The organism is Undibacterium sp. RTI2.2 (genome assembly GCF_035018705.1).
Classification (GTDB): domain Bacteria; phylum Pseudomonadota; class Gammaproteobacteria; order Burkholderiales; family Burkholderiaceae_D; genus Undibacterium.
Window position 1 is genome coordinate 1 of sequence record NZ_JASJXN010000048.1, and the last position, 26,450, is coordinate 26,450.

The 26,450-nt window shown below is 46.8% G+C and carries 24 protein-coding genes; 15 read left to right on the top strand and 9 right to left on the bottom strand.

The window, feature by feature from the left end; translation table 11 throughout:
- Window positions 1-106: 106 nt before the first annotated feature.
- On the top strand, window positions 107-1,003 hold the full coding sequence (gene yedA, locus QN395_RS18565) for a drug/metabolite exporter YedA (protein ID WP_323492893.1): 897 nt from the start codon (window positions 107-109) through the stop codon (window positions 1,001-1,003).
- Between the two features lie 3 nt (window positions 1,004-1,006).
- On the opposite strand, the gene QN395_RS18570 is transcribed toward yedA, so the two are convergent.
- A complete protein-coding gene (locus QN395_RS18570) occupies window positions 1,007-2,050 on the bottom strand; it encodes a GGDEF domain-containing protein (protein ID WP_323492892.1) in 1,044 nt (347 codons plus the stop codon).
- A 422-nt stretch (window positions 2,051-2,472) separates the two neighbouring features.
- Here QN395_RS18570 and QN395_RS18575 point away from each other — a divergent pair, with 422 nt between their 5' ends.
- Window positions 2,473-3,090, top strand: a complete 618-nt coding sequence (locus QN395_RS18575) for a methylamine utilization protein (protein ID WP_323492891.1) — start codon at window positions 2,473-2,475, stop codon at window positions 3,088-3,090.
- A 143-nt stretch (window positions 3,091-3,233) separates the two neighbouring features.
- Window positions 3,234-5,612: a putative bifunctional diguanylate cyclase/phosphodiesterase gene (locus tag QN395_RS18580; protein ID WP_323492890.1), complete on the top strand. Its 2,379-nt coding sequence runs from the start codon at window positions 3,234-3,236 to the stop codon at window positions 5,610-5,612.
- Window positions 5,613-5,733: 121 nt separating this feature from the next.
- Here the strand turns inward: QN395_RS18580 and QN395_RS18585 are convergent, their stop codons facing one another.
- Window positions 5,734-7,470: a diguanylate cyclase gene (locus QN395_RS18585; protein ID WP_323492889.1), complete on the bottom strand. Its 1,737-nt coding sequence runs from the start codon at window positions 7,468-7,470 to the stop codon at window positions 5,734-5,736.
- A 405-nt stretch (window positions 7,471-7,875) separates the two neighbouring features.
- Between QN395_RS18585 and QN395_RS18590 the strand changes: the two genes are divergently transcribed.
- The 5 genes from QN395_RS18590 (at window position 7,876) to QN395_RS18610 (ending at window position 11,741) form a co-directional block, all read left to right on the top strand.
- Window positions 7,876-8,685 (top strand): DUF3034 family protein, encoded by an 810-nt coding sequence (locus tag QN395_RS18590; protein ID WP_323492894.1) that lies wholly within the window; start codon window positions 7,876-7,878, stop codon window positions 8,683-8,685.
- Between the two features lie 22 nt (window positions 8,686-8,707).
- On the top strand, window positions 8,708-9,421 hold the full coding sequence (locus QN395_RS18595; protein WP_323493119.1) for a group 1 truncated hemoglobin: 714 nt from the start codon (window positions 8,708-8,710) through the stop codon (window positions 9,419-9,421).
- 295 nt (window positions 9,422-9,716) lie between these two features.
- Window positions 9,717-10,538: a DUF3034 family protein gene (locus tag QN395_RS18600; RefSeq protein WP_323492783.1), complete on the top strand. Its 822-nt coding sequence runs from the start codon at window positions 9,717-9,719 to the stop codon at window positions 10,536-10,538.
- Window positions 10,539-10,613: 75 nt separating this feature from the next.
- Window positions 10,614-11,072: a group 1 truncated hemoglobin gene (locus tag QN395_RS18605; protein WP_323492768.1), complete on the top strand. Its 459-nt coding sequence runs from the start codon at window positions 10,614-10,616 to the stop codon at window positions 11,070-11,072.
- Window positions 11,073-11,090: 18 nt separating this feature from the next.
- Entirely contained in the window at window positions 11,091-11,741 is a 651-nt protein-coding gene (locus QN395_RS18610; protein WP_323492769.1) for a methylamine utilization protein, read from the top strand.
- Between the two features lie 138 nt (window positions 11,742-11,879).
- Here the strand turns inward: QN395_RS18610 and QN395_RS18615 are convergent, their stop codons facing one another.
- From QN395_RS18615 to QN395_RS18625, 3 genes are all read right to left on the bottom strand, one after another.
- Window positions 11,880-12,326, bottom strand: coding sequence for a hypothetical protein (locus QN395_RS18615; protein WP_323492770.1), 447 nt, complete (start codon window positions 12,324-12,326; stop codon window positions 11,880-11,882).
- Between the two features lie 158 nt (window positions 12,327-12,484).
- A complete protein-coding gene (locus QN395_RS18620) occupies window positions 12,485-13,300 on the bottom strand; it encodes an oxidoreductase (protein ID WP_323492771.1) in 816 nt (271 codons plus the stop codon).
- A gap of 98 nt (window positions 13,301-13,398) precedes the next feature.
- Entirely contained in the window at window positions 13,399-13,848 is a 450-nt protein-coding gene (locus tag QN395_RS18625; RefSeq protein ID WP_323492772.1) for a DUF2147 domain-containing protein, read from the bottom strand.
- A 162-nt stretch (window positions 13,849-14,010) separates the two neighbouring features.
- On the opposite strand from QN395_RS18625, the gene QN395_RS18630 reads away from it, so the two are divergent.
- The 6 genes from QN395_RS18630 (at window position 14,011) to QN395_RS18655 (ending at window position 21,177) form a co-directional block, all read left to right on the top strand.
- Entirely contained in the window at window positions 14,011-14,568 is a 558-nt protein-coding gene (locus QN395_RS18630; protein ID WP_323492773.1) for a TetR/AcrR family transcriptional regulator, read from the top strand.
- A 216-nt stretch (window positions 14,569-14,784) separates the two neighbouring features.
- A complete protein-coding gene (ettA, locus tag QN395_RS18635; protein ID WP_322120553.1) occupies window positions 14,785-16,452 on the top strand; it encodes an energy-dependent translational throttle protein EttA in 1,668 nt (555 codons plus the stop codon).
- A 227-nt stretch (window positions 16,453-16,679) separates the two neighbouring features.
- A complete protein-coding gene (locus QN395_RS18640; RefSeq protein WP_323492774.1) occupies window positions 16,680-17,108 on the top strand; it encodes a flagellar basal body-associated FliL family protein in 429 nt (142 codons plus the stop codon).
- Between the two features lie 291 nt (window positions 17,109-17,399).
- Window positions 17,400-19,601, top strand: coding sequence for a TonB-dependent siderophore receptor (locus QN395_RS18645; protein ID WP_323492775.1), 2,202 nt, complete (start codon window positions 17,400-17,402; stop codon window positions 19,599-19,601).
- A gap of 175 nt (window positions 19,602-19,776) precedes the next feature.
- On the top strand, window positions 19,777-20,463 hold the full coding sequence (locus tag QN395_RS18650) for a Fe2+-dependent dioxygenase (protein ID WP_323492776.1): 687 nt from the start codon (window positions 19,777-19,779) through the stop codon (window positions 20,461-20,463).
- A 75-nt stretch (window positions 20,464-20,538) separates the two neighbouring features.
- Window positions 20,539-21,177, top strand: coding sequence for a YigZ family protein (locus tag QN395_RS18655; RefSeq protein WP_323492777.1), 639 nt, complete (start codon window positions 20,539-20,541; stop codon window positions 21,175-21,177).
- A gap of 176 nt (window positions 21,178-21,353) precedes the next feature.
- Here QN395_RS18655 and QN395_RS18660 read toward each other — a convergent pair whose 3' ends face one another.
- The 4 genes from QN395_RS18660 to QN395_RS18675 all read right to left on the bottom strand — a co-directional run bounded on the left by QN395_RS18660 (window position 21,354) and on the right by QN395_RS18675 (window position 23,467).
- A complete protein-coding gene (locus QN395_RS18660) occupies window positions 21,354-21,791 on the bottom strand; it encodes a hypothetical protein (RefSeq protein ID WP_323492778.1) in 438 nt (145 codons plus the stop codon).
- Window positions 21,792-22,387: 596 nt separating this feature from the next.
- Window positions 22,388-22,693, bottom strand: coding sequence for a hypothetical protein (locus QN395_RS18665; protein ID WP_323492779.1), 306 nt, complete (start codon window positions 22,691-22,693; stop codon window positions 22,388-22,390).
- Window positions 22,694-22,707: 14 nt separating this feature from the next.
- On the bottom strand, window positions 22,708-23,037 hold the full coding sequence (locus tag QN395_RS18670; RefSeq protein ID WP_323492780.1) for a YbjQ family protein: 330 nt from the start codon (window positions 23,035-23,037) through the stop codon (window positions 22,708-22,710).
- Window positions 23,038-23,176: 139 nt separating this feature from the next.
- Window positions 23,177-23,467 (bottom strand): DUF427 domain-containing protein, encoded by a 291-nt coding sequence (locus tag QN395_RS18675; RefSeq protein ID WP_323492781.1) that lies wholly within the window; start codon window positions 23,465-23,467, stop codon window positions 23,177-23,179.
- 396 nt (window positions 23,468-23,863) lie between these two features.
- Here QN395_RS18675 and QN395_RS18680 point away from each other — a divergent pair, with 396 nt between their 5' ends.
- Window positions 23,864-26,155: an ATP-binding protein gene (locus tag QN395_RS18680; protein ID WP_323492782.1), complete on the top strand. Its 2,292-nt coding sequence runs from the start codon at window positions 23,864-23,866 to the stop codon at window positions 26,153-26,155.
- Window positions 26,156-26,450 lie beyond the last annotated feature (295 nt).

Sequence of the window (26,450 nt, forward strand, 5' to 3'; positions counted from 1 at the left end):
CCGCTCCTTTCTCATCTATTTTGCGCTTCTCGCAATAAAATTACTCTCCGGTGTTTCGTTTTGCAAGAACCTCAAATAAGAAATTTAACGCGGTTAAAGGAAAATCATGTTAGGTCTGCCGCGCTCTGTTATGACCGCTTTATCCGTCATATACATCGTTTGGGGATCGACGTATTTTGCGATTCATGTGGCATTAATATCATTCCCACCGTTCCTCTTAATGGGTACACGTTTTTTCGCTGCGGGTAGTTTGCTATTTGCTTGGAAAAAATGGCGTGGTACTCCTAGTCCCAAGATACGGGAGTGGATCGATGCAGGGGTCGTTGGTGTGTTGATGCTGGGTGGTGGCATGGGTTTGACGGCACTAGCACAGCAAAGTATTTCCTCAGGATTGACCGCCGTATTTATTGCTTGCTCGCCTATGGTTTTGTCGTTTTGCGTGGGTTTTTTTGGAGACTGGCCTAACCGTCGTGAATGGACAGGAATAATGATCGGCTTCGCGGGTGCCGTGATGCTGGCATTTGGTGGCGAATTTTCTGCCAAGCCAATTGGTGTGATTAGCTTAATCGGGGCGATTTTAAGTTGGGATATCGGATCAGTGCTGTCGCAACGAAAATTAAAAATGGCGCCGGGTGCGATGGGATTTGCCAGTCAAATGTTACTTGGCGGCGCATTTTTGATGATGCTTGGTTTTTTGATGGGAGAAAAATTCAATACGCCAATCACTGTCAACGCGTGGATAGCTTGGTCTTATCTTGTAGTTGCCGGATCTTTGCTTGCATTTACTGCGTACATGTATTTGCTAAGCGCAGTAACGCCCGCCCTCGCTGGCAGCTATGCCTACGTCAACCCTGTGATCGCGGTAATTTTAGGCGTTATGCTAGGAGGAGAAAAAATTGGCGTGCGTGAAATGATTGCAATAACGGTGATTTTAGGAAGTGTGATCCTGATTACTACTGCGCGTAAAAAAACAAATGCTGCGCTTGATGCTGAGCATAGCTAGACTCTAGAAAAACTCTGCAGTATCGTTCGATTTTTCGGCATGCAGGTCGCCACTGTCGACCAAACTATCGTAGTAGCAAGTACGATTTCTGCCATTGCTCTTTGCAAAGTAGAGCGCCTGATCTGCACGACCCATAATCGCAACTGCAGGCTCAAACGGATCAATGCGGGCAAAACCCACACTCACTGTGACTTGACCTACCTGTGGAAATGGATATTGCTCCACATTTTCGCGGAAGCGATCAAAAATATGGTGTGCATCGTCTTGAGCCGTAGCGCGCAATAAAATCACAAACTCCTCACCACCGAAACGGAACAATCTGTCGGTGGGACGGAAAGACGAGCGTAAGAGATTGGCGATCAAAATCAATACCTCATCGCCATACAAGTGACCGAATTGATCATTAACACGTTTGAAGTGGTCAATATCCATAACCGCTAACCAATGTGGCTTTTCGGGTTCAACGGACCTGCGGTCTTGCTCTGGTTCTGTTTCGGTATTTTTTTGCTGGGAACTAACCCGCAAAATTTTGGAGAAATTATCGTCAAAAGTCTTACGATTTAATAAACCTGTCAATGAGTCTCTCTCACTGTAATCGAGTAAGTTTTGGAAGTTACGATAAACGATCAAAATCCCTTCCATCACTTGAGAAGTATTTTCGTTATACGATTCAGGATTGGCGATTTCTAGACAGGTGTTTACCTTTTCGTTAGTCCAGATTGGTAGCCATATTAAACGCTTACCATCTTCTGACAAACCTTCGATCAAATTCTGATGTTTTGTAATGCCGTCTTCCAAGTTGGGGTACTTGGCAATTAGATCACCGGCTAAGTTGATGGCGCTAATATCTGCGACTTCCAGCACTTTACCATTTTTAATCGTGATTTGTGACTGTACAAATGTTTGCTTGCCTACGGTGGTTATATCCAGCACGCGTGCATACTCAGCGCGTGTCAATTCACACAAGGCCGAGATGACAGAAATATTGAGGAGATCATGGTCACGATGACCAGTAATTTCCACAAGATGTTTAATGATGGAATCCATACTCTACTAAGAGTTAACTGCAATAAGCAAACGAAGTGGCGCCGAGAATACCTTAGCAACGATTAAGAAACAATAACTTAACAACAATTTACAACATCTTTGTCACAATTACTTATTTTTAATCGGTTTATTCTGAATATTTAATATACCCAATGCATTCAGGGACAGCAACAACTACAAAGCTACATAAAGCGATTTTTATAATTATTTTGCATTATGATGATAAGTAAGACACGCGGACTAGGTTTTTCGGTAAAACTCAAAGCTCATGGACTTAAGTTTGACATCCGTCGGACATTAGCAATGTGGTTAAATAGATCTGCAATAAGCATTTTGATGAAGGATGGGCGCATGATAAATACAAGTAAAATACTTATGATTGCGTGCATATTTCTATGATCAGTTTAGCGAGGAGAACGGCAATGCTTGATAACTTTAAACGTTCCCAACTTACCACAATGGCCATCGGTTTGTTGAGTTGTGCATGTGTGCTACCTGCGCACGCTGATCACATTATTCAGGTGATTGATAGTGCTGGCAAACCTGTCCTTGATGCGGTCGTTTATTTTGATAATGGCACGATTGAAAAAACCAAGTCCGCCAAAGTTGATATCGAGCAAAAAGATAAAAAATTCATTCCGCTGGTGACGGTAGTGCAGACTGGGACAGCCATCAGCTTCCCCAATAATGACACGGTACGGCATCAAGCTTACTCATTTTCGCCAGCGAAGCCATTTGAATTAAAACTGTATGCAGGCAAGCCCGAAGCACCGATCACCTTTGACAAACCGGGGACCGTGGTAGTCGGCTGCAATATCCATGATCAGATGCTGGCGTATATCCAGATCGTCGATACGCCTTATTTCGCAAAAACAGATGCCAGCGGCAAAGCAAAAATTACTACCCTGCCTGCCGGGAAATATAGTTTAAAAACTTCGTACTATCAACAAATGGCAAATAGCCCAATAAGTGAGCAAGCCGTTGTAATCAAGGATGACAACTCTGCGCTTGTTGTCAAATTGAATTACAAAGTAAATTGAACTTGATCGCAGTGTTCCGGGATTGACTGAGTTAGTTACGCTTACAGTAAGTTACGATTATTATGGTTTATCGACCGGATATTAAAATAGCATGCAGCCATTTCAAAAAAATGAAAATCGCCACAAATCAGCAAGGATAGTTCATGCGTTTGCATAGCTTGGAAAGCCGAGTTGTCACTCTGTTTATCGCCCTGACCCTGATGGTTCAACTCGCGGGTTTTTTTGTTATTCAAAATACGATCTATCGCAATGCGCGCGCCTCTATTCAGGAAGAACTGAAGCGGAGTGAAAAAATCTTCAATCGCTTACTAGATCAGAATGCACAAAAACTCATACAAAGTGGCGAGGTGCTCGCTAAAGATTATGCGTTTCGTGAGGCAATTGGTACCAACGATACTAAAACGATAGAGTCTGCCCTAATCAATCATGGTGAAAGGATCGGTGCCAGTTTTTCTATGGTAATAGGCCTGGACCGCAGCGTTACGGCAGCTACCAGCGATGTTTTTGCAAGTAGTTTTCAGCAATCAATTTTGCCTTTGGTGATACAGGCAGAACAAGTCGGTAGCTCTTACCGCAATGCCGTCGTCCAGGGTAAATCGTATCAATTAGTGATGGTGCCTATTAAGGCACCTGTCACTCTTGCCTGGGTCTTGATGGCAATCCCGATTGATCAGCGTATCGTCGCTGACATGCGTGAATTATCAGGCTTGCAGATATCCCTGCTAACTGAAAATCATGCTGACGGGAATAAATGGATGCCGGATGTTTCTACTCTCAATGCAGAACAAGTCGCCATACTCGCAACCCAGATTCCCAAAATTCAAGATACAAGCCAATCCATCGCGGAACTACGCATTGGCGATGAAGAATACAGCGCGCACGTCCTTAAATTAGCCGAAAACGAGAAGTGGGTTACGGTCGCCGTATTGCAGGTCTCTCTGAGCGAAGCTATTGCGCCATATAAACAGCTGCAAAGAGATCTGCTGATACTCACCATCCTTGGGGTCATCATCGCCAGCATCATTAGCGTTGTTACCACCAAGCGGATTACTGGTCCCATGCGTCAATTAGCGGATACTGCCAAACGGTTAGGCGCGGGTGACTATACCGCCACGATCAAAGTGCAACGCAATGATGAAATCGGCGATCTGGCGCGGACTTTTCTGGTCATGCGTGATGGCATTGCCAACCGCGAAAAAGAAATCCGGCGCTTAGCGTATTGGGATATTTTGACCAATCTGCCAAACCGGGCACTGTTCGTCAGCATGCTGCAAGATGCGATTACACAAGCAAGGGCAAAAAAAACTACCTGCTACATTCTGATGATGGATCTGGATCGGTTTAAACATGTCAACGATGTCATGGGACATGGTTTTGGTGATCAATTACTTACGCAAGTTGCCCTCAGACTGACTAATGAGCTGGGACAAGGCACCATCAAACCTGCGCGTCTGGGTGGTGATGAGTTCGTCGTGCTGTTACCCGACTCCACTCTGTTAGAAGCACAAGAGCTGGCTGCAAAAATTTTAGCGTCCTTAGAAAAACCAATTTCAATCGAAGATCAAACCGTTGATCTGGGTGCGGGGATTGGTATTGCCGGCTTCCCCGACAATGCCAATGATGCAGAATCCCTGTTAAGCCGGGCGGAAGTGGCGATGTATGCCGCCAAGCGTGCCAACAGCGGCGCGGTAACCTATGTGCCAGCCATCGATAAATCCAGCCAGCAAAGTTTGTCTTTGCTGAGTGAATTACGCACAGCGCTGGAACAACAGCACTTCCACTTGTATGTACAGCCTAAAGTCGCATTGGATACAGGCAAAGTAATTGCTGTCGAGGCGCTAATCCGCTGGATACATCCAGAACGTGGCTTTATTTTCCCGGATCAATTCATCCCATTTGCTGAGCAAACCGGCTTTATTCGCCAGTTAACCCGCTGGGTACTGAATGATGCCGCCCGTATCTGTAGCCTATGGATAGCGCAAGGTCTGAACCTGAAAATGTCGGTCAACCTGTCTACCCGCGATTTACTGGATCAGGATTTGCCGAACAAGTTTGCCGATATTCTGGAGCGACATCACATTACGCCTGCTGCGTTTTGTCTGGAAATTACCGAGAGTGCGATTATGGATGACCCGATCCGGGCGCAGCAGACCTTAGAAGGTTTGCATGCGATGGGCGCCGATTTGTCGATTGATGATTTCGGTACTGGCTACTCTTCACTTGCGTATTTAAAAAGCTTGCCGGTGGATGAATTAAAGATCGATAAATCCTTCGTTCTGAAAATGGAGAAAGATATTGATGACACTAAAATCGTCAAATCAACCATTGATCTTGGTCACAACATGGGATTGAGAGTGGTGGCAGAAGGAGTCGAAAATAAAGAAGTCATGCAACTGCTCAAGGACATGGGCTGTGATCAGGCGCAAGGCTATTACATCAGCAAACCCATGCCAGCCGAGCAGATGCTCACTTGGATGGCGCAATGGGATGCAAGACAAGCGACACCAGACGCTGGTAGTTAGCTTAGTTGTTTAACTAAGCAACCAATATACTCATGGTAAGTATTATATAGCTGTCCATACAATCATTGATATGCAAGCTAATTTTACGAAAAATTATGGGGAGTATATTAAATCCTAGTCCTCATACCAAATGCATTTGGTGCGATTTGCGATCTCTTTTATGGTTGTACATACGACTGTCGGCAATCTTAATCAATCGTACATAATCATCACCATCCTCAGGGAAACACGCCCAGCCAACAGATACGCCGACACTGACCATGACATCGTCCAGCGCAATCGGCATTTCTACCAGGGTAGAAATTTTCTCTACCATGTTGTAAATATCGATAGAGCTTTTGGTGTCTTTGAGTAAGAGCACAAATTCGTCGCCGCCATAGCGCGCCACAATATCGGTTTCTCGAATAGACGCTTTTAGCCTAGCCGCGATGATCACTAAAGTGGCATCGCCGGCGTAATGCCCATAGTTATCGTTGATAAATTTAAAACGGTCCAAATCGACAAATAAGATCGTGAACACCTCGTGCTCGTGAGGATTATTTTTTGCATGTTTTTGCAGATAACTAATTTGAGCGAATAAAGATTCCCGGTTGGCGACTTGGGTTAATTTATCAAAACGCAGCTTCTTTTCCATCTCAATAAATGTTTGAGCAAGGATACCAATTTCATCATCGCGCCGGATATCCAGCTCAGGCAAAGGCTGCCCTTCACCAAATTTTTCTGCTGCGCCGGTGAGTTTGCGGATATCGCGCATTACCCGATCAACGATGGTCAAACCTATCGTCAATGCAAATAAAATACAGGCTACTGCAATTAACAGACTCTCAAAAAAACCTTGGTTGACGCTGCTCATAAAATCGGAGCGCGGTACAGCAACCACAGTCAGCCAGTTCAAACCTTGCTTATCACCCAAAGCCGCGACTGCCACATCAACTGTGCCGGTCGCTAGGGTAAATGACTGAGTTGACGAGATTGATTTGTCGCCCTGCAAAATTTTTCTTTGCCAGGCATAACTACGTTTATAAATCTCGCTGATTAGGGGCGTCTTCATTTCCGATGCGCGCAAACGCTGCGGCGCATCGTTTGGACTTAGGCGTGTTACAGCCAGCTCATCACCAGAGGTGGCGACGATGTAACCCTCACTGTCGATGATGTAGGCGACACTGTTTTTGCTGATTTCTAAAGTCCGTAAAAAATCTGACAGCACTTTTAATGTCACGTCGGTAGCGACCACACCGATCAAAGTATGGTTGGGCTGAAATACGGGCTTAGCCAAAGTCACGGTCGGCTCTGCCGAGGTAAAGTCATTATAAATTTGCGACCATACTGGCTTATCGGATGCAATCGCCGCACGATACCAAGGCCGCAAACGCGGATCGTATTGATCCGTACGCAATAACACCGACCGGTCGCCTGGTGTTTTTGCCTGATAGACCTGGCGCTGGCGCGCGCCGGGTTCATGCCAATACACTTCAACGAAATCAGGTTTGATGCGAAACACACCAACCATACGGCCATCCTGACCGCCGTAATAGACGTAATTATTCACATCCATAAACAGGCCGCTGGCGGTCCACAATTTGGATTCCAGCAAACCAAGATCATCCGAGAATTTTTGTACTGCCGGGGCGTTTTTAGGATTAGGGGCGATCGCATCCAGTGCCACTAATGCGCTATCTAAATGCTTTCCGGTAGCGCTGCTGATACGATTAACCATATCGGTCAAGATACGTTGCGTCAGCGTGTTCACCGCATCGGTTCCGGCCCTCATTGATACCCAGCCAATAGCCGCAGCGACGCCTATTACTAAAATAGTAATAGGGATGACTAACTCACGGCGTAAGGAGGACCGGCTCATCTGTTTTCGTATAACAAAGTGTTAAATATCGTAATCTGACTTGAGAAAAATAATGAAGAATAAGCTTAGTTTTATACGATATCAGGAATGTAGGTTCAATCAAAATCCTGATATGGCTTTGCTCGGGCAGATTTAGTTTTTTTTGGTAAAGTGTTGCGTAATTTGGTGGTGTGAGATCTTTTCATATCAAGATGTTCATATTATCGATACACAAAATATCAACACCATAAAACACCCGCAGCAAAAAGCTTAGCAATACCGATCGAGTACCAACGCTCTTTAGCCACAGGTCATTTGATGTACAAAAAAAATGTAATCGTAATCGCAAGTAATGCGCTCTTTTTTTGTTTGTCCTGGTCACTTTTTGGACAAGTAGCCAACGCGCAAAATTTGCCCTTGCCCGACATGGGCAAATTGACAGCGACTGGTGGCGTCAGCCAGCTAGAAGGTGCGGGCGGCGGTGGCATTACGCCTTGGGCATTGATCACCGGTTATGGCAGCGAAGATAGCTATGGCGTCAACGCACATATCACGCAAGTGGACACGCAGGATTACCGCCTTAAAACTTACGGCGTCGCGTTGGGTTTTGCCGACAAACTGGAAGTGTCTTTAGCTAAACAAGAATTCACCGGCAGCCGCGCCCCCTTGGATCATCTCAATATTCAACAAGATGTTGTTGGTATTAAACTGAAATTGTCTGGTGATGCCGTGACCGATCAAGACACGCTGTTGCCGCAAATTGCGCTAGGCGTGATGTTTAAGCGCAATAACGGTGTGGCGGGTCTTGGGGCACTTGGCGTCACTAACGTAAAGCAGCTTGGCGCAGTTAGTGACAACGGCGTTGATTACTACCTGTCTGCGACAAAACTCTATCTGGCACAAAGCCTGTTAATCAATGCCACACTGCGGATGAGCAAGGCAAACCAAATGGGCTTGCTCGGTTTTGGTGGTGATAAAAACGATCAATATAAACCCCTGCTTGAAGGCTCTGTGGTCTATCTGATCAACCGTAAATGGGTCGCAGGTATGGAGTACAGAATGAAGCCGCGCAACCTCAGTGTTGATAATGAAAAAGATTACGCCGATGTGTTTTTGGCTTATTTCCCGACCAAGAATTTTTCTGTCACTGCGGCCTATGCCAAATTGGGTGACATCACGGTGTTTAATCCCACCACGCAGCGCGGCTGGTATTTATCACTACAAGTTGGTAACTAGTAAACGACAAGAGACAATACAAATGAACGCGCAACCAGTTTTAACCCAGATTTTCCATTGGACCGCTACCACTTCGGAGAAACGCAGACGGCGTGCGGTCTTCAGAGGGATAGCACCACCGCGATTTGAGTGGGAACGCTACAGCGACAATTGCACCTTTGGCGAACTGCCTGGCGTTGTTGCTCCTCCTAGCAAGATGCAGCTTGCGTCGTCGTCGCGTCTAGCCAGCCAGTTCGCCAAAGGCACACTTGTCGCTGTTCCAATGGAAAATCTAGGTTTAAAAACCTCGGCTGTAAAACTCTTGAAAGCACTGCTGTTCGTAGTGCCCATGTTTGCAGCAAATTTATACGTTTATGCTGAATCCGCACCGCAGACCGATGCGCTTTATCAAGCCTTGGGTAGTGAGGCTGGCATCAATCACATCGTCGATGATTTGATTCCATTAGTGCTGGCAGATCCACGTATCAAAGAGTCGTTCAAAGAAACCAATATGAAGCGTCTGGCTAAGCTATTAAAAGAACAATTTTGCGTTCTCAGCGGCGGCCCTTGCACCTATTCTGGCGACAGCATGAAGGTGTCACACGACAAGCTCGGCATCACTGGTGCTCAGTTCAACGCCTTGGCAGAGGATTTGCAAATCGCGATGGAGCAACAGCATATTCCTTCATCGGTACAGAACAAACTGATTGCCAAACTTGCGCCGATGAAGCGGGACATCGTTGAACCGAAAAAATAGCTTCAAAAGATAGCCTCATACGATTTGACAATATGTCACACAATATTCGTGGTTATGTCGCATTAGCTTGAATCCGGTTTGCTAACGCCAACGTATTTCTTCCAGAGACGCTCGTTGCTGAGATGCTCCCAACCCACCTATCAGCGAGGAAATGACTATGTATTTGACGATGTATCTAAAGAACCGAGCTTTACAAGCCGCCATGATCAGCAGTTTTGCCATGTTCTGTCAGCAGGCGAGCGCCCAAACTACCGCACCTGCCAGCACATCGACATTAGCCGACACACCATCCAGCATGCGGCCCGACATGGGCAAACTGACCGCAACTGGCGGCGTTAGCCAGCTAGAGGGCGCAGGCGGCGGCGGTCTGACGCCTTGGGCATTAATCACAGGTTATGGCACGCGTGACAGCTATGGTGCGAATGTGCATTACACCCAAGTTAAAACCCAAGATTACGGACTCAAAACCTATGGCGTAGCCGTTGGTATCGCAGACCGGGTCGAATTATCCCTGGCTAAGCAAGAATTTACCGGCAGTCTGGCACCACTCAACTCGCTTAACATTCAGCAAGATATTCTTGGCATCAAAGTCAAAGTCGCGGGTGACGCCGTGTATGACCAAGATAGCTGGATGCCACAAGTTGCCGTCGGCGCGATGATCAAACGTAATAACGGCATAGGTGGTCTGGGCGCGTTGGGCGTCACTAATGTCAAGCAACTGGGTGCCAAAGATGATCGTGGTGTGGATTACTACGCTTCAGCCACTAAAGTTTTTCTGGAACAAAGCCTGCTGCTGAACGGCACCTTGCGCATGACCAAAGCCAACCAAATGGGTATTCTCGGTTTTGGCGGTGATAAAGAAGACAAGTACAAGCCTATGTTAGAAGGCTCTGCTGCCTATTTGATCACCCGCAAATTAGCCTTGGGGGCAGAGTACCGGATGAAGCCACGTAACCTCAGCGTCGATAACGAAAAAGATTACTACGACGTGTTTCTGGCTTATTTCCCGACTAAAAATGTGTCGATCACTGCGGCCTATGCCACTTTGGGCGATATCACCGTATTTAATCCGACCAATCAGCGTGGCTTTTATTTGTCGCTGCAAGCCGGATTTTAATCTGACTGTATCGCGCAACACAGCACACAGGCTAAAACACATACAAGAACTGACCTATTTTAGAAAGACATGATCATGCAAACACGTCTCAGCTCCAAGCTCGTCAAAGCAGCTATTATCTTCAGCTTTGGCATTAGCACTACTATCGCCACCACGTCGGCATTCGCCCAGACCACGCTCGACGCGGTGTACCAAGGCTTGGGTGGGAAAGAAGGCATCAATAAAATCGTGGCTGATTTTTTACCGATAGTATTAGCAGACGACCGCATCAAAGACGCATTCAAAGAAACCGATATGGAACGCCTGGGTTTAATGTTGGCAGAACAGTTTTGCGCACTGACTGGCGGTCCATGCAAGTACAGCGGTAAAGATATGCAAGAAGCGCACAAGGGGATGAATATCAATAACGCCCAGTTCAATGCCTTAGCAGAAGACCTGCAAATCGCGATGGAAAAAAATAACATCCCCTCGTCGGTTTCTAATAAGCTGGTAGCGAAACTGGCACCAATGCAACGCCCCATCGTCACCAAGTAATTTCAACCGAGATAATCCATGCGCCGTCATTCTGTCATCCGCTTACTACAAGCCAGTTTGTTCCTCAGCAGCTTTGGCCTGCTGTCCAGCGCATGGAGCGTCACCATCAGCGCCAGTGCGGTGGATAAAAATGGCGCCTTAATGCCAGATGTTGTGGTGTACGCGACACCGATCGGCGCGCCCTTGCCGCCAGTTGGCAAAACCGAGACCGAGGTAATTGCCCAGCGCGATTTGCAGTTTGCGCCCTACGTCACACCGATACGCGTAGGCACCCAAGTCAAGTTCCCCAATTACGACAAGCTGGAACATCACGTTAAGTCTTTCTCGCCCGCCAAAGAGTTTGAGATCAAAACCTACGACAAAGGCGTGACGCCACCACCCGTGATTTTTGATAAAGCGGGCATCGTCGTGGTGTACTGCTTACTACACAACTGGATGCGCGCCTATGTCTTGGTGCTAGACACACCCTATTTTGCCAAGACGGACGACAGCGGCGTATTGAAATTAGAAAATCTGCCCAATGGTCAATACGAGATCAAGGCCTGGCACCCGAATATGGGAAGTATCAAGCCGCCTTTGACGCAAACCGTCACCATCAATGGCCAATCAACACTGCTGAAGTTCCAGTTTGATTTTGTGCCTATCGCCAGAAAACCAGCAAAGATGTAATCGCTTGGTAATATATACTGATGGGTGTATGAACTAAAATCACCCTACTACCCATATTTTCTTTGGACGATTAAATATACTCCCCTATTATGAATAAAATTCAAAGCGCCACCACACGCTTTGAGTGCATAGGAAGAATCATAAAATAAGACGCTGACCGGTCTCAACAATGCCTAATTTTTTGAGTTCACTCCCGATCTGATTGGCGTAAGCAAAAGCCCTCTCTTTCGAGAAGTGATCAATCATCAATCCTGAAAAACAAAGCAGCAGAGCAGCCAGGCTCACCGCGTTCGGTAGCGGTTTTGTAGTCATACCGTAAGCAATCATGGCCAGCGCACCTATCGCCACAAATGCCCAAAGTGCCCTCGGATACCAACTGATGAACTTGGTCGTTCGCTGCTGTTCTGACTTCAAAAATTCCACAGAATTTTTTTGATATGCTTCTTGATAGTCAAGCATCCTTTTCGGATTTGTCACAAGCAGTGTGCTTCCGACTGAGGCGCAAAACAGACCGACAATTAGAAAAGGAATCACGATCGCTTTTGCGTACGGTGTATCTCCAAACTTCCAGAACGAAAAACTCACTAAAATAATCCCGAGCCCTTAAACAAGGAGCATTTTCCCTTCAAAAATCTCTCCTTGGCACCAGGCTAATGTGTGGCTAATCAGTGTCATCTTTCCTCCGGCTTATTTACTCGCTAATGTATTTGTTTACACACTAGAAATTACTAATGTGTCGTGATCTATTTCAGCTGGGACATGAGTATGCTGTCAAACAGTCTATCCCCCAGCCATCGCCTCATATAGACAAGCGGCTTGGCGAGCTTGCCGACTAAGTACCTGGACTTGGGCGACGACGCATGAATCGCCGCTGAAATCGTCTGGGCGATGACGTCTGGGGACGAACCGCTATTTTCGACGGCCTCCCGACCAGCCATCATCTTGTCCACCATTCCCTCATAAGCGCCACCTTTCGATAACTCTAAGAGAGGCGCTGCCAGAACATTTCCAAAGTTGGTGCGAATAATGCCTGGCTCGATGATCACCACATCAATCCCGAACGGCTTCAGTTCGACCCGAAGACAATCCGACAATCCCTCAACCGCATGTTTGGTCGCGTGATACCAACCACCAAGTGGTGTGTACATACGCCCGCCCATCGACGACATATTAATAACCGTCCCCGACTTTTGCTTACGCATGATGGGTGTTACCAGTTGCGTGACTCTGGCAAGACCGAACACATTCACTTCAAATTGATACTTCGCCTGGTCGAGTTTGACGTCTTCGATACTGCCGTAAAGACCAAAGCCCGCGTTATTTACAAGAACATCAATGCGTCCGTGTGCTTGCATGATCTTCTCGATCGCACTTTCAACCGAGGCTTGATCGGTCACATCCATCGCAATCGGGTGACCGCCTAGCTTCATCAGATCCCCCATTTCAGATAAGCGTCTTGCAGCACCGTAGACGATTAAACCTTGTTTTGCCAAAAGCTTGGTAGTGGCTTTCCCGATGCCGGAGCTTGCGCCTGTGACAAGAACTATTTTTTTAGTCATAACTTGCTCCCACTTTTCATGATTAATTAGTTTTAGGTAGATCGATGGAAACGTCTTGCCGAATCCTCGAAGACCGAATCTTTAAGCCACGCGCCGACCTAGGGCGCCAGCCGCCTCCAAGTTTGCGACCGGCCAAGAAGCGAAATTCCTATGTAGCCTCGCACCGTCAAAGTTTGACCGTCATCAGAAAGCGCCATTTCGCAGCTATACGTTTTCCCGGAATTAATATCCAGAATTGATCCATGATCGTAGCGAGTACCATCACGTTTGAAGCCAGTCATGATTTTTAGTCCTAGCTTGGGTTTGTCTTTGATGTCGCCAGTGCAGCGGGTGCAGAGAGGCTCACCGTCCTCCTTAGACTGCCCGGGAATCACAAATCGCTGGTCAACAAAACCCACATAGCTGTCCCCTTCTTTCTCAATCCGCATGATGGATTGCAAAGCGCCGGTTTTATCGTCGTATTGCTGCCATTTACCGGTGGCCATGTTTTCCGCCAACGCGGAAAGGCTCAAAAAACTACCAACTATGAATAATGCGTACTTTTTCATCAAGTTCTCCTCAGCTTATCGAAATCGTTCATGGTCTTGCTTCTTTGGAATATCTGGAATCTCTGGATTACGTAGAGTCAAATGAAATCATTTAAACAAATGACATATTTCGTTTATTTGTCCATTATTGACAAATAAACGAAATATGTCAATAATAATTATATGAATATAAAAAAACGCGATGCGATGTTACTAGCAGCGAGAAACACCTTTCTCCGCTATGGCTACAAACGAGTGACAATGAATGATTTGGCTCTGGCCGCCGGTATTTCTCGACCTGCGCTTTATCTCATATTTAAAAATAAAGAAGAGATTTTTAACGGTGTCTACGAGCATTGGGTGAAAGAAACTCTTGCCGAGATAGAAGAAAAAATCGCCATTCTTAAGACGCCAGAAGAAAAATTACACCTGGCTTTTGAACTCTGGACAGTTGGTCCATTTGAGTTAATGCTTGAGTCCAGCGAGGCGGCGGAACTCATGGAGTGCGCCTTTGAATTTGCCCAAGAGTCTCTCAAACAGGGATATAGGGCATTTGAGGAGGTACTTTTACCGGTTCTGATGTCGCACTCAAAATTTCAAGAAAACAAAACAAAAGTGTCAGCCGAAAAAACTGCACATATTCTTTCCAGCGCGGCACGGGGCTTTAAGCTGGCTGCAAAAGACTCTGCCGAGATACGCTCGCTAATCAAGGACTGCATCAGCTTGACTCTGGGCGATTGAGTAGGCAATCTCGAAAAACATCTAACGCAAATGCCTATGACTGTGAAACCCTGACATAGGCATTGATAAAAGTAGCTAGGTTGTAGTGTCTGTATTGACGTGCGTGCCCGCTGCTGGATTTATCAGCAATGAACAAACTCCCACCCAGGACTCCCCATCTGCGCTGGCTTGCGGTATCCTTGCACCCATCTTCTTCATCCATAAAAAATCGAAAAAATGGCAAATTACGTCTACACCATGAACCGCGTCGGCAAGATCGTGCCGCCTAAGCGCCAGATTCTTAAAGATATCTCGCTCTCGTTTTTCCCTGGCGCCAAGATCGGCGTCTTGGGGCTGAACGGCTCCGGAAAATCCTCACTGCTTAAAATTATGGCAGGCATTGATAAGGACATCCAGGGCGAAGCCGTGCCGATGCCAAATCTGAACATTGGCTATTTACCGCAAGAACCGCAGCTTGATCCAGAGCAAACTGTGCGCGAAGCAGTCGAATCCGCACTCGGTGAAGTATTTGAAGCCAAGGCCAAGTTAGAGCAAGTGTATGCCGCCTATGCCGAGCCAGATGCCGACTTCGATGCCCTCGCCAATGAGCAAGCACGCCTGGAAGCCATCATCTCAACCTCTAGCGGCGACAATGTCGAACTACAATTAGAAATGGCCGCCGACGCATTACGCCTGCCGCCATGGGATGCCAAGATAGCCGTGTTGTCCGGCGGTGAAAAACGTCGCGTCGCACTGTGCAAATTATTGCTATCCAAACCCGACATGCTCTTGCTCGATGAGCCAACCAACCATCTGGATGCAGAATCAGTCGATTGGCTGGAGCAATTTTTATTGCGCTTCCCTGGCACAGTAGTGGCGATTACCCATGATCGCTACTTTTTGGACAATGCCGCTGAGTGGATTCTGGAACTGGATCGCGGTGCAGGTATCCCATGGAAGGGTAATTACTCCTCTTGGTTGGACCAAAAGCAAACCCGCTTGAAGCAAGAAGAAGCGACCGAATCTGCCCGCCAACGTGCTTTGCAAAAAGAGCTGGAATGGTCACGCCAAAATCCTAAAGCACGTCAAGCCAAGAGCAAGGCACGTCTGGCGCGCTTCAATGAAATGAGCGAGCACGAGTACCAAAAACGTAACGAGACTCAAGAGATTTTTATTCCGGTCGCCGAGCGTCTGGGTAACGAAGTCATCGAATTTAAAAATGTCTCCAAAGCCTTTGGGGACCGTCTGCTGATCGACAACCTCAGCTTTAAGATTCCACCTGGTGCGATTGTCGGCATCATCGGCCCTAACGGTGCCGGTAAATCGACGCTGTTTAAAATGATTAAAGGTTTAGAGCAACCGGATAGCGGCGAGGTGGTGCTGGGGCAGACTGCCAAAATCTCGCTGGTCGATCAATCCCGCGAAGATCTGGGCAATACCAAAACCGTGTTTGAAGACGTCGCTGGCGGTGCGGACATTTTGACGGTCGGTCGTTTTGAAATGCCATCCCGCGCTTATCTGGGACGCTTCAACTTTAAAGGTGGCGACCAGCAAAAAATCGTCGGCAATTTGTCGGGCGGTGAACGCGGTCGTCTGCATCTGGCAAAGACGTTGCTGCAAGGCGGTAATGTTTTGCTGCTGGATGAACCGTCCAATGATCTGGACGTAGAAACTCTGCGCGCGCTGGAAGATGCCTTGCTTGAATTTGCTGGCAGCGTGATGGTGATCTCGCATGACCGCTGGTTTCTGGACCGGATTGCGACCCATATTCTGGCGTTTGAAGGCAATTCGCAAGTCAGCTTCTTTGACGGTAATTACCAGGAATACGAAGCTGATAAAAAGAAACGTCTGGGTGAAGAAGGTGCCAAGCCAAAACGGATACGTTACAAGCCTTTGTCGGTGTAATTTACACGTACAATTTGTCGGCACAATGTACAGAGTTGAACGGAGTTGACGATCGTTGACATATTTCTCGGTTTTGTTTTGCTGTGCTGATTTAAAATTGAAACGGATGAATGCTCTTCATCCGTTTTTTTTATGGATTTTCCGCTCATTGTTTCCCCATTGCTTCTTCATTACCTCCTCATTATTTCTACTTTTAACTCGCTGTTTTTAATAAAAACGAGCCGCATATGACGCCGCCAAGACTTCACAAAAATCCCCTGCTCAATTTGCTATGCATTATTTTAATTTGCCTGAGCAGCACGTTATCGGGCTCGGCGTTTGCCAATTCGGGAGCGAAAGAAGGCGGAGGCGGTGGCAATATGACCAAGCTAGAAGCGTTCACCGTGAATTTATCCACCTCTGAAAAATACCTGCAAGTCAGCATGACGCTTCAGTTAGCTAATCCAGAAATTGCAGAAAAAATCAAAGTCTATCTGCCAGTAGTAAGGCATGCGATTTTAGTGAGTCTGAGTGGCAAAGAGCCTGGCGATATTCTCTCCTCCGCAGGAAAAAAGGAGCTGATAGAAGAAATCCGCGATACGGTCAACAAAGCGCTAGACGTCAAAGAACATGACGGCGTGACCAATATTTTCTTTGAGAATTTTGTTATTCAATAAATCAGGACTTACGCAAAACCGTCCCAGCTGCGTTGCAGCGACAGTATTTTAGTAACTTAGGTACTGAAGTACTGTCGTCGTCATGCCCGGCTAGGACAATTTTGCGTAAGTCATAAAAACTGAGAGCCGGATATGAGATTGCTTCAGATTTACCTGTATTTACTTCCTCAAAGTTGAATGGTATTGAAAAGCATTCTCATTTAGATTAAAATCTAGGCTGAACTCTCCAAGCCTAGCCATATAGTGACGGTAGGGGTATGCATCACTAACCTCGTACCGAAAGCAATCACTATGAATCACCGCAAGCCCATTGCAGCTGCATTATTAACGCTGTTCGCCAGCCCGCTGCCTTTATTGGCGCAACAAACCAGCTCTTCCTTGCCAGAAATCGTCATCCAAGGCGCAAAAAATGATTTCGCGCCGGGTGCAGTGTCGGTCAGCAAATTACCTGCTGATCCACATGACATCGCACAATCCGTCACGGTCGTGAACAAAGCTCTGATGCAATCGCAAGGTGCCAACTCCCTGGCAGATGCCTTACGCAATGTGTCCGGTATTACTCTGGGCGGTGCAGAAGGCGGCCAGATCGGCAATAACGTTAACCTAAACGGTTTCTCAGCGCGTACTGATATTTATCTGGATGGATTCCGCGACCGCGGTCAATACTATCGCGATACGTTCGCATTAGATTCGATCGAAGTCTTGATGGGACCTTCTTCCATGCTGTTTGGGCGAGGTTCAACTGGTGGCGTCATTAACCAAGTGACCAAAAAACCTATCCTCAAGCAACAAACAGAAATCGGCGGATCAGTGACTAGCAATGGCTTGGTCAGAGCCACGGTGGATTACAACACACCAACATCTGATACGTCCGCTGTGCGCATATTAGCTATGGGGCAAAGTGGCGATGCCACCACCCGTGATCAGACTAAATTGCAAGACTTTGGTTTTGCACCATCGGTCAAATTTGGTATTGGCACTGCGACAGAAATCACCTTGTCCGCTTTGCTGCAACACAATCACGACATGCCAGACTATGGTCTTGGCCCGCTGAACGGCGCACCAGTCAATGTAGATCACAAAACGGCGTACGGCTATAACGATGACCATACCGATTCCGACATTGCCTCACTTAATAGCACTATTATCCATAAGCTATCGTCAGAGGTCACATTACGTAATCAGACGCAATTCAATTACGTCAAAACTAGCGCGAGAGAAACCGCACCTAACACCATCGGTACCGTTTCTGCGAATGGCTTTACCGCGTTGTCACCAGCAGGCATCAGCAGCTTGCCGCTGTCTAGCTTATATGAGCGCCTGCAAAGCCATGACCGCGATATCCGCGACTACTCCTTCTTCAACCAAACTGAACTGGTCGCCAATCTGACGGCAGGTGGCTTTAAGCATAATCTGTTGGCCGGATTGGAGTTAGGTCATGACGGTTACGACAATCAGAATTTTTATCGTAACGGCACATGCAATGGCAAAAACCTGAATGCCGCCGGCACTACCGCGGGCTACGTTGCCTGCGTCCCTTTGCTGAATCCGAATAACGGTGATTCGCCAGCGGCAGTGCCAACTACTCTAGGCAATCGCGCCGGCGGATCGGCTAATACGGTGGCGACTTACGTCAATGACACGATGGAGTTGAATCCCGAATTTAAACTCGCGGGCGGTTTGCGTTATGACCGCTACACTGCTGGTATCAGCAACTCTATCAATGCAAGTAATACGACTGGTAGCACAACCTTGGCAGGCGCTAAGCAAGCGATTGGTTTTACCAGTGTCCGTTTGGGCGGCATTTGGGCGCCAGAAAAAACACAGTCATATTATGTTTCTTACGGCACGTCCTTTAATCCTTCGCTGGAACAATTGACGGGCACAACCGGTCAGCAAAATCTGGATCCGGAAAAAAACCGTTCGTATGAATTGGGCGGCAAATGGGATTTAGCTGACGGCAATCTGGCTTTGAATTCTGCCCTGTTCCAAGTGCAGAAAGAAAATGCCCGTAGCCTGATCAGCGCCGGTGTATATGAATTAGACGGTACAGTACGGGTCAATGGTTTCCGTGCCGGTGCGACTGGCCGTGTGAACAAAGAGCTGCAACTTGCGCTGAATTACACCTACCTAGATGCCAAGATTGTCGGCGCATCAGCATTGGATGGCACCTTAGGCAAAACACCCGCTAACACCCCAAAAAATACCCTGACCGCATGGACCATTTACGAGCCAGCGCCGCATTGGGAAATGGGTGGTGGTCCAGTTTATATGTCGGAACGTTTCGCCAGTAACACCAACGTGGTACGTGTCGGTGGTTACACACGCTGGGATGCCACAGCAGCTTACAAGCAGCCCAAATACGAACTCCGTTTAAATGTATTTAATCTGACGGATAAAATGTACTACGACGCTCTGATCCCATCAGATGGCGGTCGTTCAGTGCCGGGTACTTCACGTGCTGCGATGATTTCATTCACTTATCGCATGTAATGTGATAAGTGAGACAGCTATCGTATTGCAGTAACTAAGTACCAACTAAGTACCGACCAAGTACCAACTAAACGCTAGCCAGCAAACCGGAGTTGCAAGATAATTGCCACTCCGGTTTTGCTATTGCGCCGGACAATGTTCAAATTCTAACCAATCAAACTTAGCAGAAAACTCTATGCTGGTTCATATCCCCAATGTTCTTGATACTCCGCAGTTAGACGCCGTGCGGGCGCTACTCAGCCAAGCTGGCGACGCCTGGGTCGATGGGCGTGTGACTGCCGGTTATCAAGGCGCTGCGGTCAAGTTTAACCAGCAAATTGATGAGCGGTCCGAGGTCGCACATCATTGCCAACGGTTGATACTCGGCGCGCTTGAGCGCAATCCTTTGTTCATCAGCGCCGCTTTACCTAATATCGTTTATCCGCCGATGTTTAACCGTTACAGCGAGGGTATGACCTTTGGCGCGCATGTTGATGGCAGCGTGCGGATTCATCCACATACCGGTAACAAACTACGCACTGATATTTCCGCCACTCTGTTTTTGGCTGACCCGCAAGACTACGATGGCGGCGAGCTGCAGGTAGAAGACACCTACGGTATGCATGCAGTCAAACTGGCGGCGGGAGACATGGTGCTGTATCCCGCAACTAGCTTGCACAGAGTCACACCGATTACCCGTGGCACGCGCCTCGCCTGTTTTTTCTGGGTACAAAGTCTGGTCAAAGACGACGGTCATCGTAGCTTGTTATTTGATATGGATAACGCGATTCAGACACTCAACCAAACTCAGGCGGACGAGGGTGCGCGCGTCAAACTGGTAGGCTGTTATCACAACTTGATGAGACAATGGAGCGAGACTTAAAATAGTTCTCAGCCTGAGTAGAATTATATACTCCCCGATTTGTTTCAAGAAAACAGCCTATTGTCCAGTAAATATATGGACAACTCAAATATACTAACTGGATGTATTTACTGGATGTATCAATTAGCCGCATTCGCCAGCGCCGCAATCGAGATTAAAAAAAGTCGCTTTCTAGGTCTGCTTTACCCCGTCACTAGCCGCGCAGAAGCACGTGCAATTTTGGCGAACTTACATGCCGAACATCCGAATGCCGTGCATGTTTGCTGGGTACTGGTCTGCGATGGCGATTCTGGTTTGGATGATGACGGCGAACCTTCGGGTACCGCCGCCAAACCTATGTACAACGTGCTGGTACACAAGCAACTGCACAATATTCTGGCAGTAGTCGTGCGCTACTGGGGCGGTATCAAACTAGGTGCCGGCGGATTGACCCGCGCCTATGGCCAAGCCATTTCAGACGCATGTAAAACCGCAGAATTAATTCAGATCGAGCTGATGTGCGAACGCGTCTATCAACTAGCATTCGCTGATGAGTCGCAGTTGCGCCGACTGTGCGAGCAACACGGCGTGACCATCATCCGCGCTGCATATGGCAACATCGTTGAACTACGCTTAAAGATGAAACAGAATCAAAGCGACGACTTTGACCATCTGGCAGCGAATCTGTTACGCGGTGCCTTGACGATACAGACGGAAGGCCCGCCATTGCCGTAACCGGCGGATTGATATGCTCTTTTTTTGAAGCTCGCGTATTACGTCCGCCAATACAAGTACGCCTTCCAAGCTAGTTAGTGTGGAAGGCGTAGTCGTCAAATATCACTTGCCGCCCTTCAGTCCGGCGACAAAGTGACTAAGTAACGTAATTAAGTAAAACAAATCATACGTTCAACTTATTTCGTTTTTGGTGCTGTCGCTGGGACGTCCAGATTAGAATTCAGCTCACCAGCTTTGCCTGCTGCTTTAGTTTCTGCTTTTACTTCTGCACGAGTTTTGCCTGCGCTTTTATCTGTCTTCGGAATAGGATCTAAGTCCAGATTTTTAGTCGCTGTGCCAGATTTAACCGCTGTTTTGGCTTCTGCCTTGACCTCAGCACGTGTCTTGCCGCTGGTTTTATCTGCTTTAGTCGGGATCGGATCTAAATCTTGATTCTTATCCAGCTCGCCGGATTTTCTGGCAGCTTTGATTTCCTCTTTTACTTCGGCTTTGGTTTTGCCGGCAGCAACAGTTGCCGATGCGCTAGCAGATGCGGTTTGTGCATACGACGTGCTCGCCAACATGATGAGTGGTAAGGCCAATGGTAAAACGAACAATGAGAGATGCTTTTTCATTTTTGAGGCTCCTTAGGTATTGTTATCGGATAAAACAAGATGTGAACCGGATACGCCATTACTTGATGTTGCAAAGCGATGTTGCTCTTTATATCCTGCCTACGTCAATTCTTATGTGCGCTAGATCACCTTAAGATGAAAAAAATTGAGGATAAAAATGTTCTTAAGACGGAGATTTGCAAAAAATACGCCTTAAAAAATCTCATCAAAAATGTCTGCTATCGACGGTTTTCCGAGTTCTGATTACTTATTCTGTATTTGTTTTTAGATATGAATATAAATATACTCACTGTGAGTATATTTATATCGTCCAATTAATCATTGGTCAATATGGTGTTTTTAATAAAAATAAAGGGGAGTATATTAAATTACCTTTAACTAGCTGACACTGGCGATCTGCGCGGCTACTTGTATGGCGATGATGAATGTTTGCCTCGCTCATCATCTACGGTCAATCTGCGACAGGTTTAAGCAAAGCTAATGTGTCTGTTTTTGCACTATGTTGTTTTAGAAGGCTCAGATTTCTCAGTGATGACCTTATCGTGATGAGCCAAACAGATTAGCCCTAAGTGATATTTACTTAGACTCACTAACACTTATTTATACTTACTTACACGTAGCGGCACATAACGCCGTTCCCCCGTTGCAGCCTGGTAGAACACTTGGGTGAGTGCACCGGTTTCTGGATCGATAAACTCTTCGTCAGTTTTTTGCCATTCACCTTTATCTAAATCTGTGATTGTGGCGGTTGGCCGATAGCGCCATTTTTCCAACAACAGCGCCGCCAACAAAATCGTCCCCCAAAGGGTGAGTGGCCATGCATGCGCGTTGCCGGCCAATATAAAAACCAGGCCTGTGATCGTCATTAACGATCCGATGAACAATAATGTGGTGCGTAACATCAAGTCAACACTCCCTAGTTTTTCTCAATTTTCTCAACAATGACCGCTGTGCCGTAGGCCACGATTTCACTCATGGTCTGACCGATTTCGGAAGAATCAAACCGCATCATCACAATTGCATTACCACCCATCAGGCGCGCATTTTTTACCATGCGATCAACCGCGTGGCGACGCGCCTCCTCCAACAAGGATGTGTATTCTGTGATCTCACCACCGATAATGGAGCGTAATCCCGCCATGATGTTGCCACCTAATCCTCGACTGCGGACGACGACGCCGAACACTTGCCCTTTGACTTCCAGCACACGGTAGCCAGCGATATTTTCAGTGGTGGTGATTAACATGATGTTCCTTTATTGGTAGATGAGCCCGCACTGTAACTTGCCAAACAGTTCTCTAAAACGGTAATCCACGCATGGAATTACCATCTGATGACTACCGATTTACCATCAATCTGGCATGTGCCAATTTGATGACGATACGCTAGGACGTGACTTGCACACCCTTCCAAAAGGCGATAAATCCAGCGATTTGTTTGGCGGCGTCTTTCGGCGTTCTATACAGCCAGGCAGCGTTCTCATTGATTTTTCCATCTACCTCAAGGCTGTAGTAATCTGCCGTGCCTTTCCAGCCGCAGACAGTATGATGGGCGCTGTTTTTTAGGTATTCAGCATTTACTTTGTTTGGTGGAAAATAGATATTGCTCTCGACAATCTCAACTTCCTCGTCCGTTGCTTGAGCGATGATCGCTCCGTTCCATATTGCTTTTGGCATGATCGGGCTTCTTTCCTTGGAGTGAAAAATGCATCATACGCCTTACGCTTTACCCGTGTATTGGATGCTTAATGACGTTCTCAGTTGGTTACATTAGTTACATTGCTGCATTCACTATAGCGCCGCTAATGTCAGTTACAAGCTAGCGAAGATTGTTGATTGTCTTTTGACGAGTAGTTGAATATGATGTTTCCAGACGGTATTCTGTGAATGATTATTTATTTATCCCCCGATCCAAAAATTAGATTAACGAATATACAAATTACTAACAGAGTCTAGTGATAGGACAGACGCAAAATTGTCCCAGCTAAGAGCTATAACGCGGCTGGGGCGGTTTTGCGTCAGTCCTAAGTTAGTCCGCATATTTACGGTATTACTTTTGGGTGATAACAAGCTATGTTTTTATCGAAGCAGGCATCGCGGCCAAAACTTGCCACCTTATTGACCGGTGGTGTCAGCATCGTTGTGCTGTGCACTGTCCTGTCGATGTTAGTTCTGGTAGACCATTTCGCAGATAATTATGCGCAAAAGCAGGCCGAGCAGCGCTTGCAACAACTCTCATGGCAAATGCGCGATGAGCTAGACCAGGTGATGCAAAAAGCCGTCGGCGATGTTCAACTGCTGTCGCAATTAAATCAAATTAAAGACGCAAAAGATCCAGGCGATATTCGTAACATCGTCGATACACTACAAACGACTTTTCCATCTTATGCCTGGATCGGTTTTGCGGCGCCGGATGGCAAAGTCATTGCTGCGACTAAGGGTTTGTTAGAAGGTGCGGATGTCAGTCAGCGTCCTTGGTTTCAACAAGGCCAAAAAGGGCTCTACGCAGGAGATTACCATCCCGCCTTATTGCTACAAAAGCAGATGCCCTACAGTGCAGATCCCTGGCGTTTTGTGGATGTATCTATCCCTATCCATTCATCTGATGGCACCTATCGCGGAGTTATCGGCGCGCATTTAAGCTGGGGCTGGGCGCGTGAAATGGCGCGGACTTTATTATCACCAGTGAACCAACAATATTCTGCCGAGATTATGGTCGTGCGTGAGGACGGCACGGTCATTCTTGGACCCAAAGGCATGGAAGAACAGAAGATTAAATCTACCAGTTTGACGCAATCACGATCTGGCAAAAGTGGTGCCACGGAAGAGAAATGGGAGGATGGGCAAGAATACCTTACCGGTTATGCTCTTACCGGTAACCAGCGAAATTATCCCGCATTGAAATGGAGTATTTTAGTACGCCAGCGCAAGGATCTTGCCATGGCAGCACTGCGCAATCTGGAACACGAAATTTTGTATTTAGGCGGTGTACTTGCGCTGATATTGGCTTTTATTGCGGCAATGATGGCGCGTCGTTTGTCATCCTCTTTAATACAATTAAGTTCATCAATAGAGCGCCGCGGACAGCATCGCACCTTGGAATCTATACCCATCGTCAATGGATTCCATGAGGCACATCTTTTATCTGTGACTCTGGCCGATATGGTAAAAAAAGAAGGGCAGTATTTAGCCGGAATCGAACGTGCCAATGAGAGTCTTGAATCCACAGTCGCTGAACGCACGCGTGAAATTGAGACTAAGGCCAATGAGCTGGAATTGTCCCTGCAACGTCAGCGCAGCGCGCAAAGTCGCCTGCAGACAATTACTGATAACCTCCCCAGCATCATTACGTTTATGGATACACAAGAGCGCTATTTATTCGTAAGCGCTTTCGTCACTACGGAGTTTGGTGTCAAGCCTGAGGAGATGATGGGCAAGACTTTGCGAGAAGTAGTTGGCAACAAATTTTACGCAGGCTTAGCACCATATGTGCAAAGAGTATTAGCTGGTGAACGTGTCAGTTTTGAGGCCGAAGGAACCATCAATAATCGAGTCTATTATTACCAGTCTATTTACGTGCCGGCGTTGAATGATGCGGGTATTGTAGAAGGATTTTATGCGATGAGTTTTGATATCGCTGACCGCAAACGGGTAGAGATGATGAAGAACGAATTCGTCTCAACCGTTAGCCATGAACTGCGCACACCCTTAACCTCAATCAATGGTGCTTTGCGTTTGCTTGCTGCCGGTGTTGCTGGCGAGATTCCGCCTAAGGCGAAAGAGCTGACAACAGTGGCAATGCGTAATACAGATCGCTTACTACGCTTGATTAACGATATCCTGGATATGGAAAAAATTGCCTCTGGCAATATGGAGTTTAATCTCAAATTAGCTAAACTGGATCAGTTAATACAAGAGACTATCAGTGCCAATATTTCTTATGCTGATCAATACGGCGTGAGGATTGTAGGTGCTGGAGATTACGGCGATGTCGATGTGAATGTAGACCGTGACCGCTTTGCACAAGTGCTCACCAACTTGTTATCGAATGCGGTCAAATTTTCTCATGAGGGTGGCGAGGTACGTGTCTCTGTGGAACAGGGTGCTAAGACTGTTAAGCTTATTGTGAGTGATCATGGTTGCGGTATTCCTGCTAATTTTCACGATAAGATTTTTCAAAAATTTAGCCAGGTCGATAATTCCAATACTCGTAAAAAAGGCGGCACCGGTCTGGGTTTAAATATCTGTAAAACCATCATAGAACACATGGGCGGTACTATCGGTTTTAAATCAACGGTGGATGTTGGCAGCCAATTTTTCTTTGAATTGCCTTTGGTCTCTATGCAAAGTTCTAATGATCTTTAATATTCATACTTAGTTATTTTACTAAGTACAAAGAAGTATTATTGACTGCTTATCGCCAAAAATAGCATCGATCTAAGAGCCATTTTTTATACAACTCTCCTCAAAAAACCAAAAAAAACCCGCATACCAACAGGTAGCGGGTTTGATCATTATCCATGAAAACCAAAACTGAATCGCGTAATCAATCTTATAAACTAATCTTATAAAATTAATTAGTCAGTTGAGGTTCTTGCAAAACGAAACACCGGAGAGTAATTTTATTGCGAGAAGCGCAAAATAGATGAGAAAGGAGCGG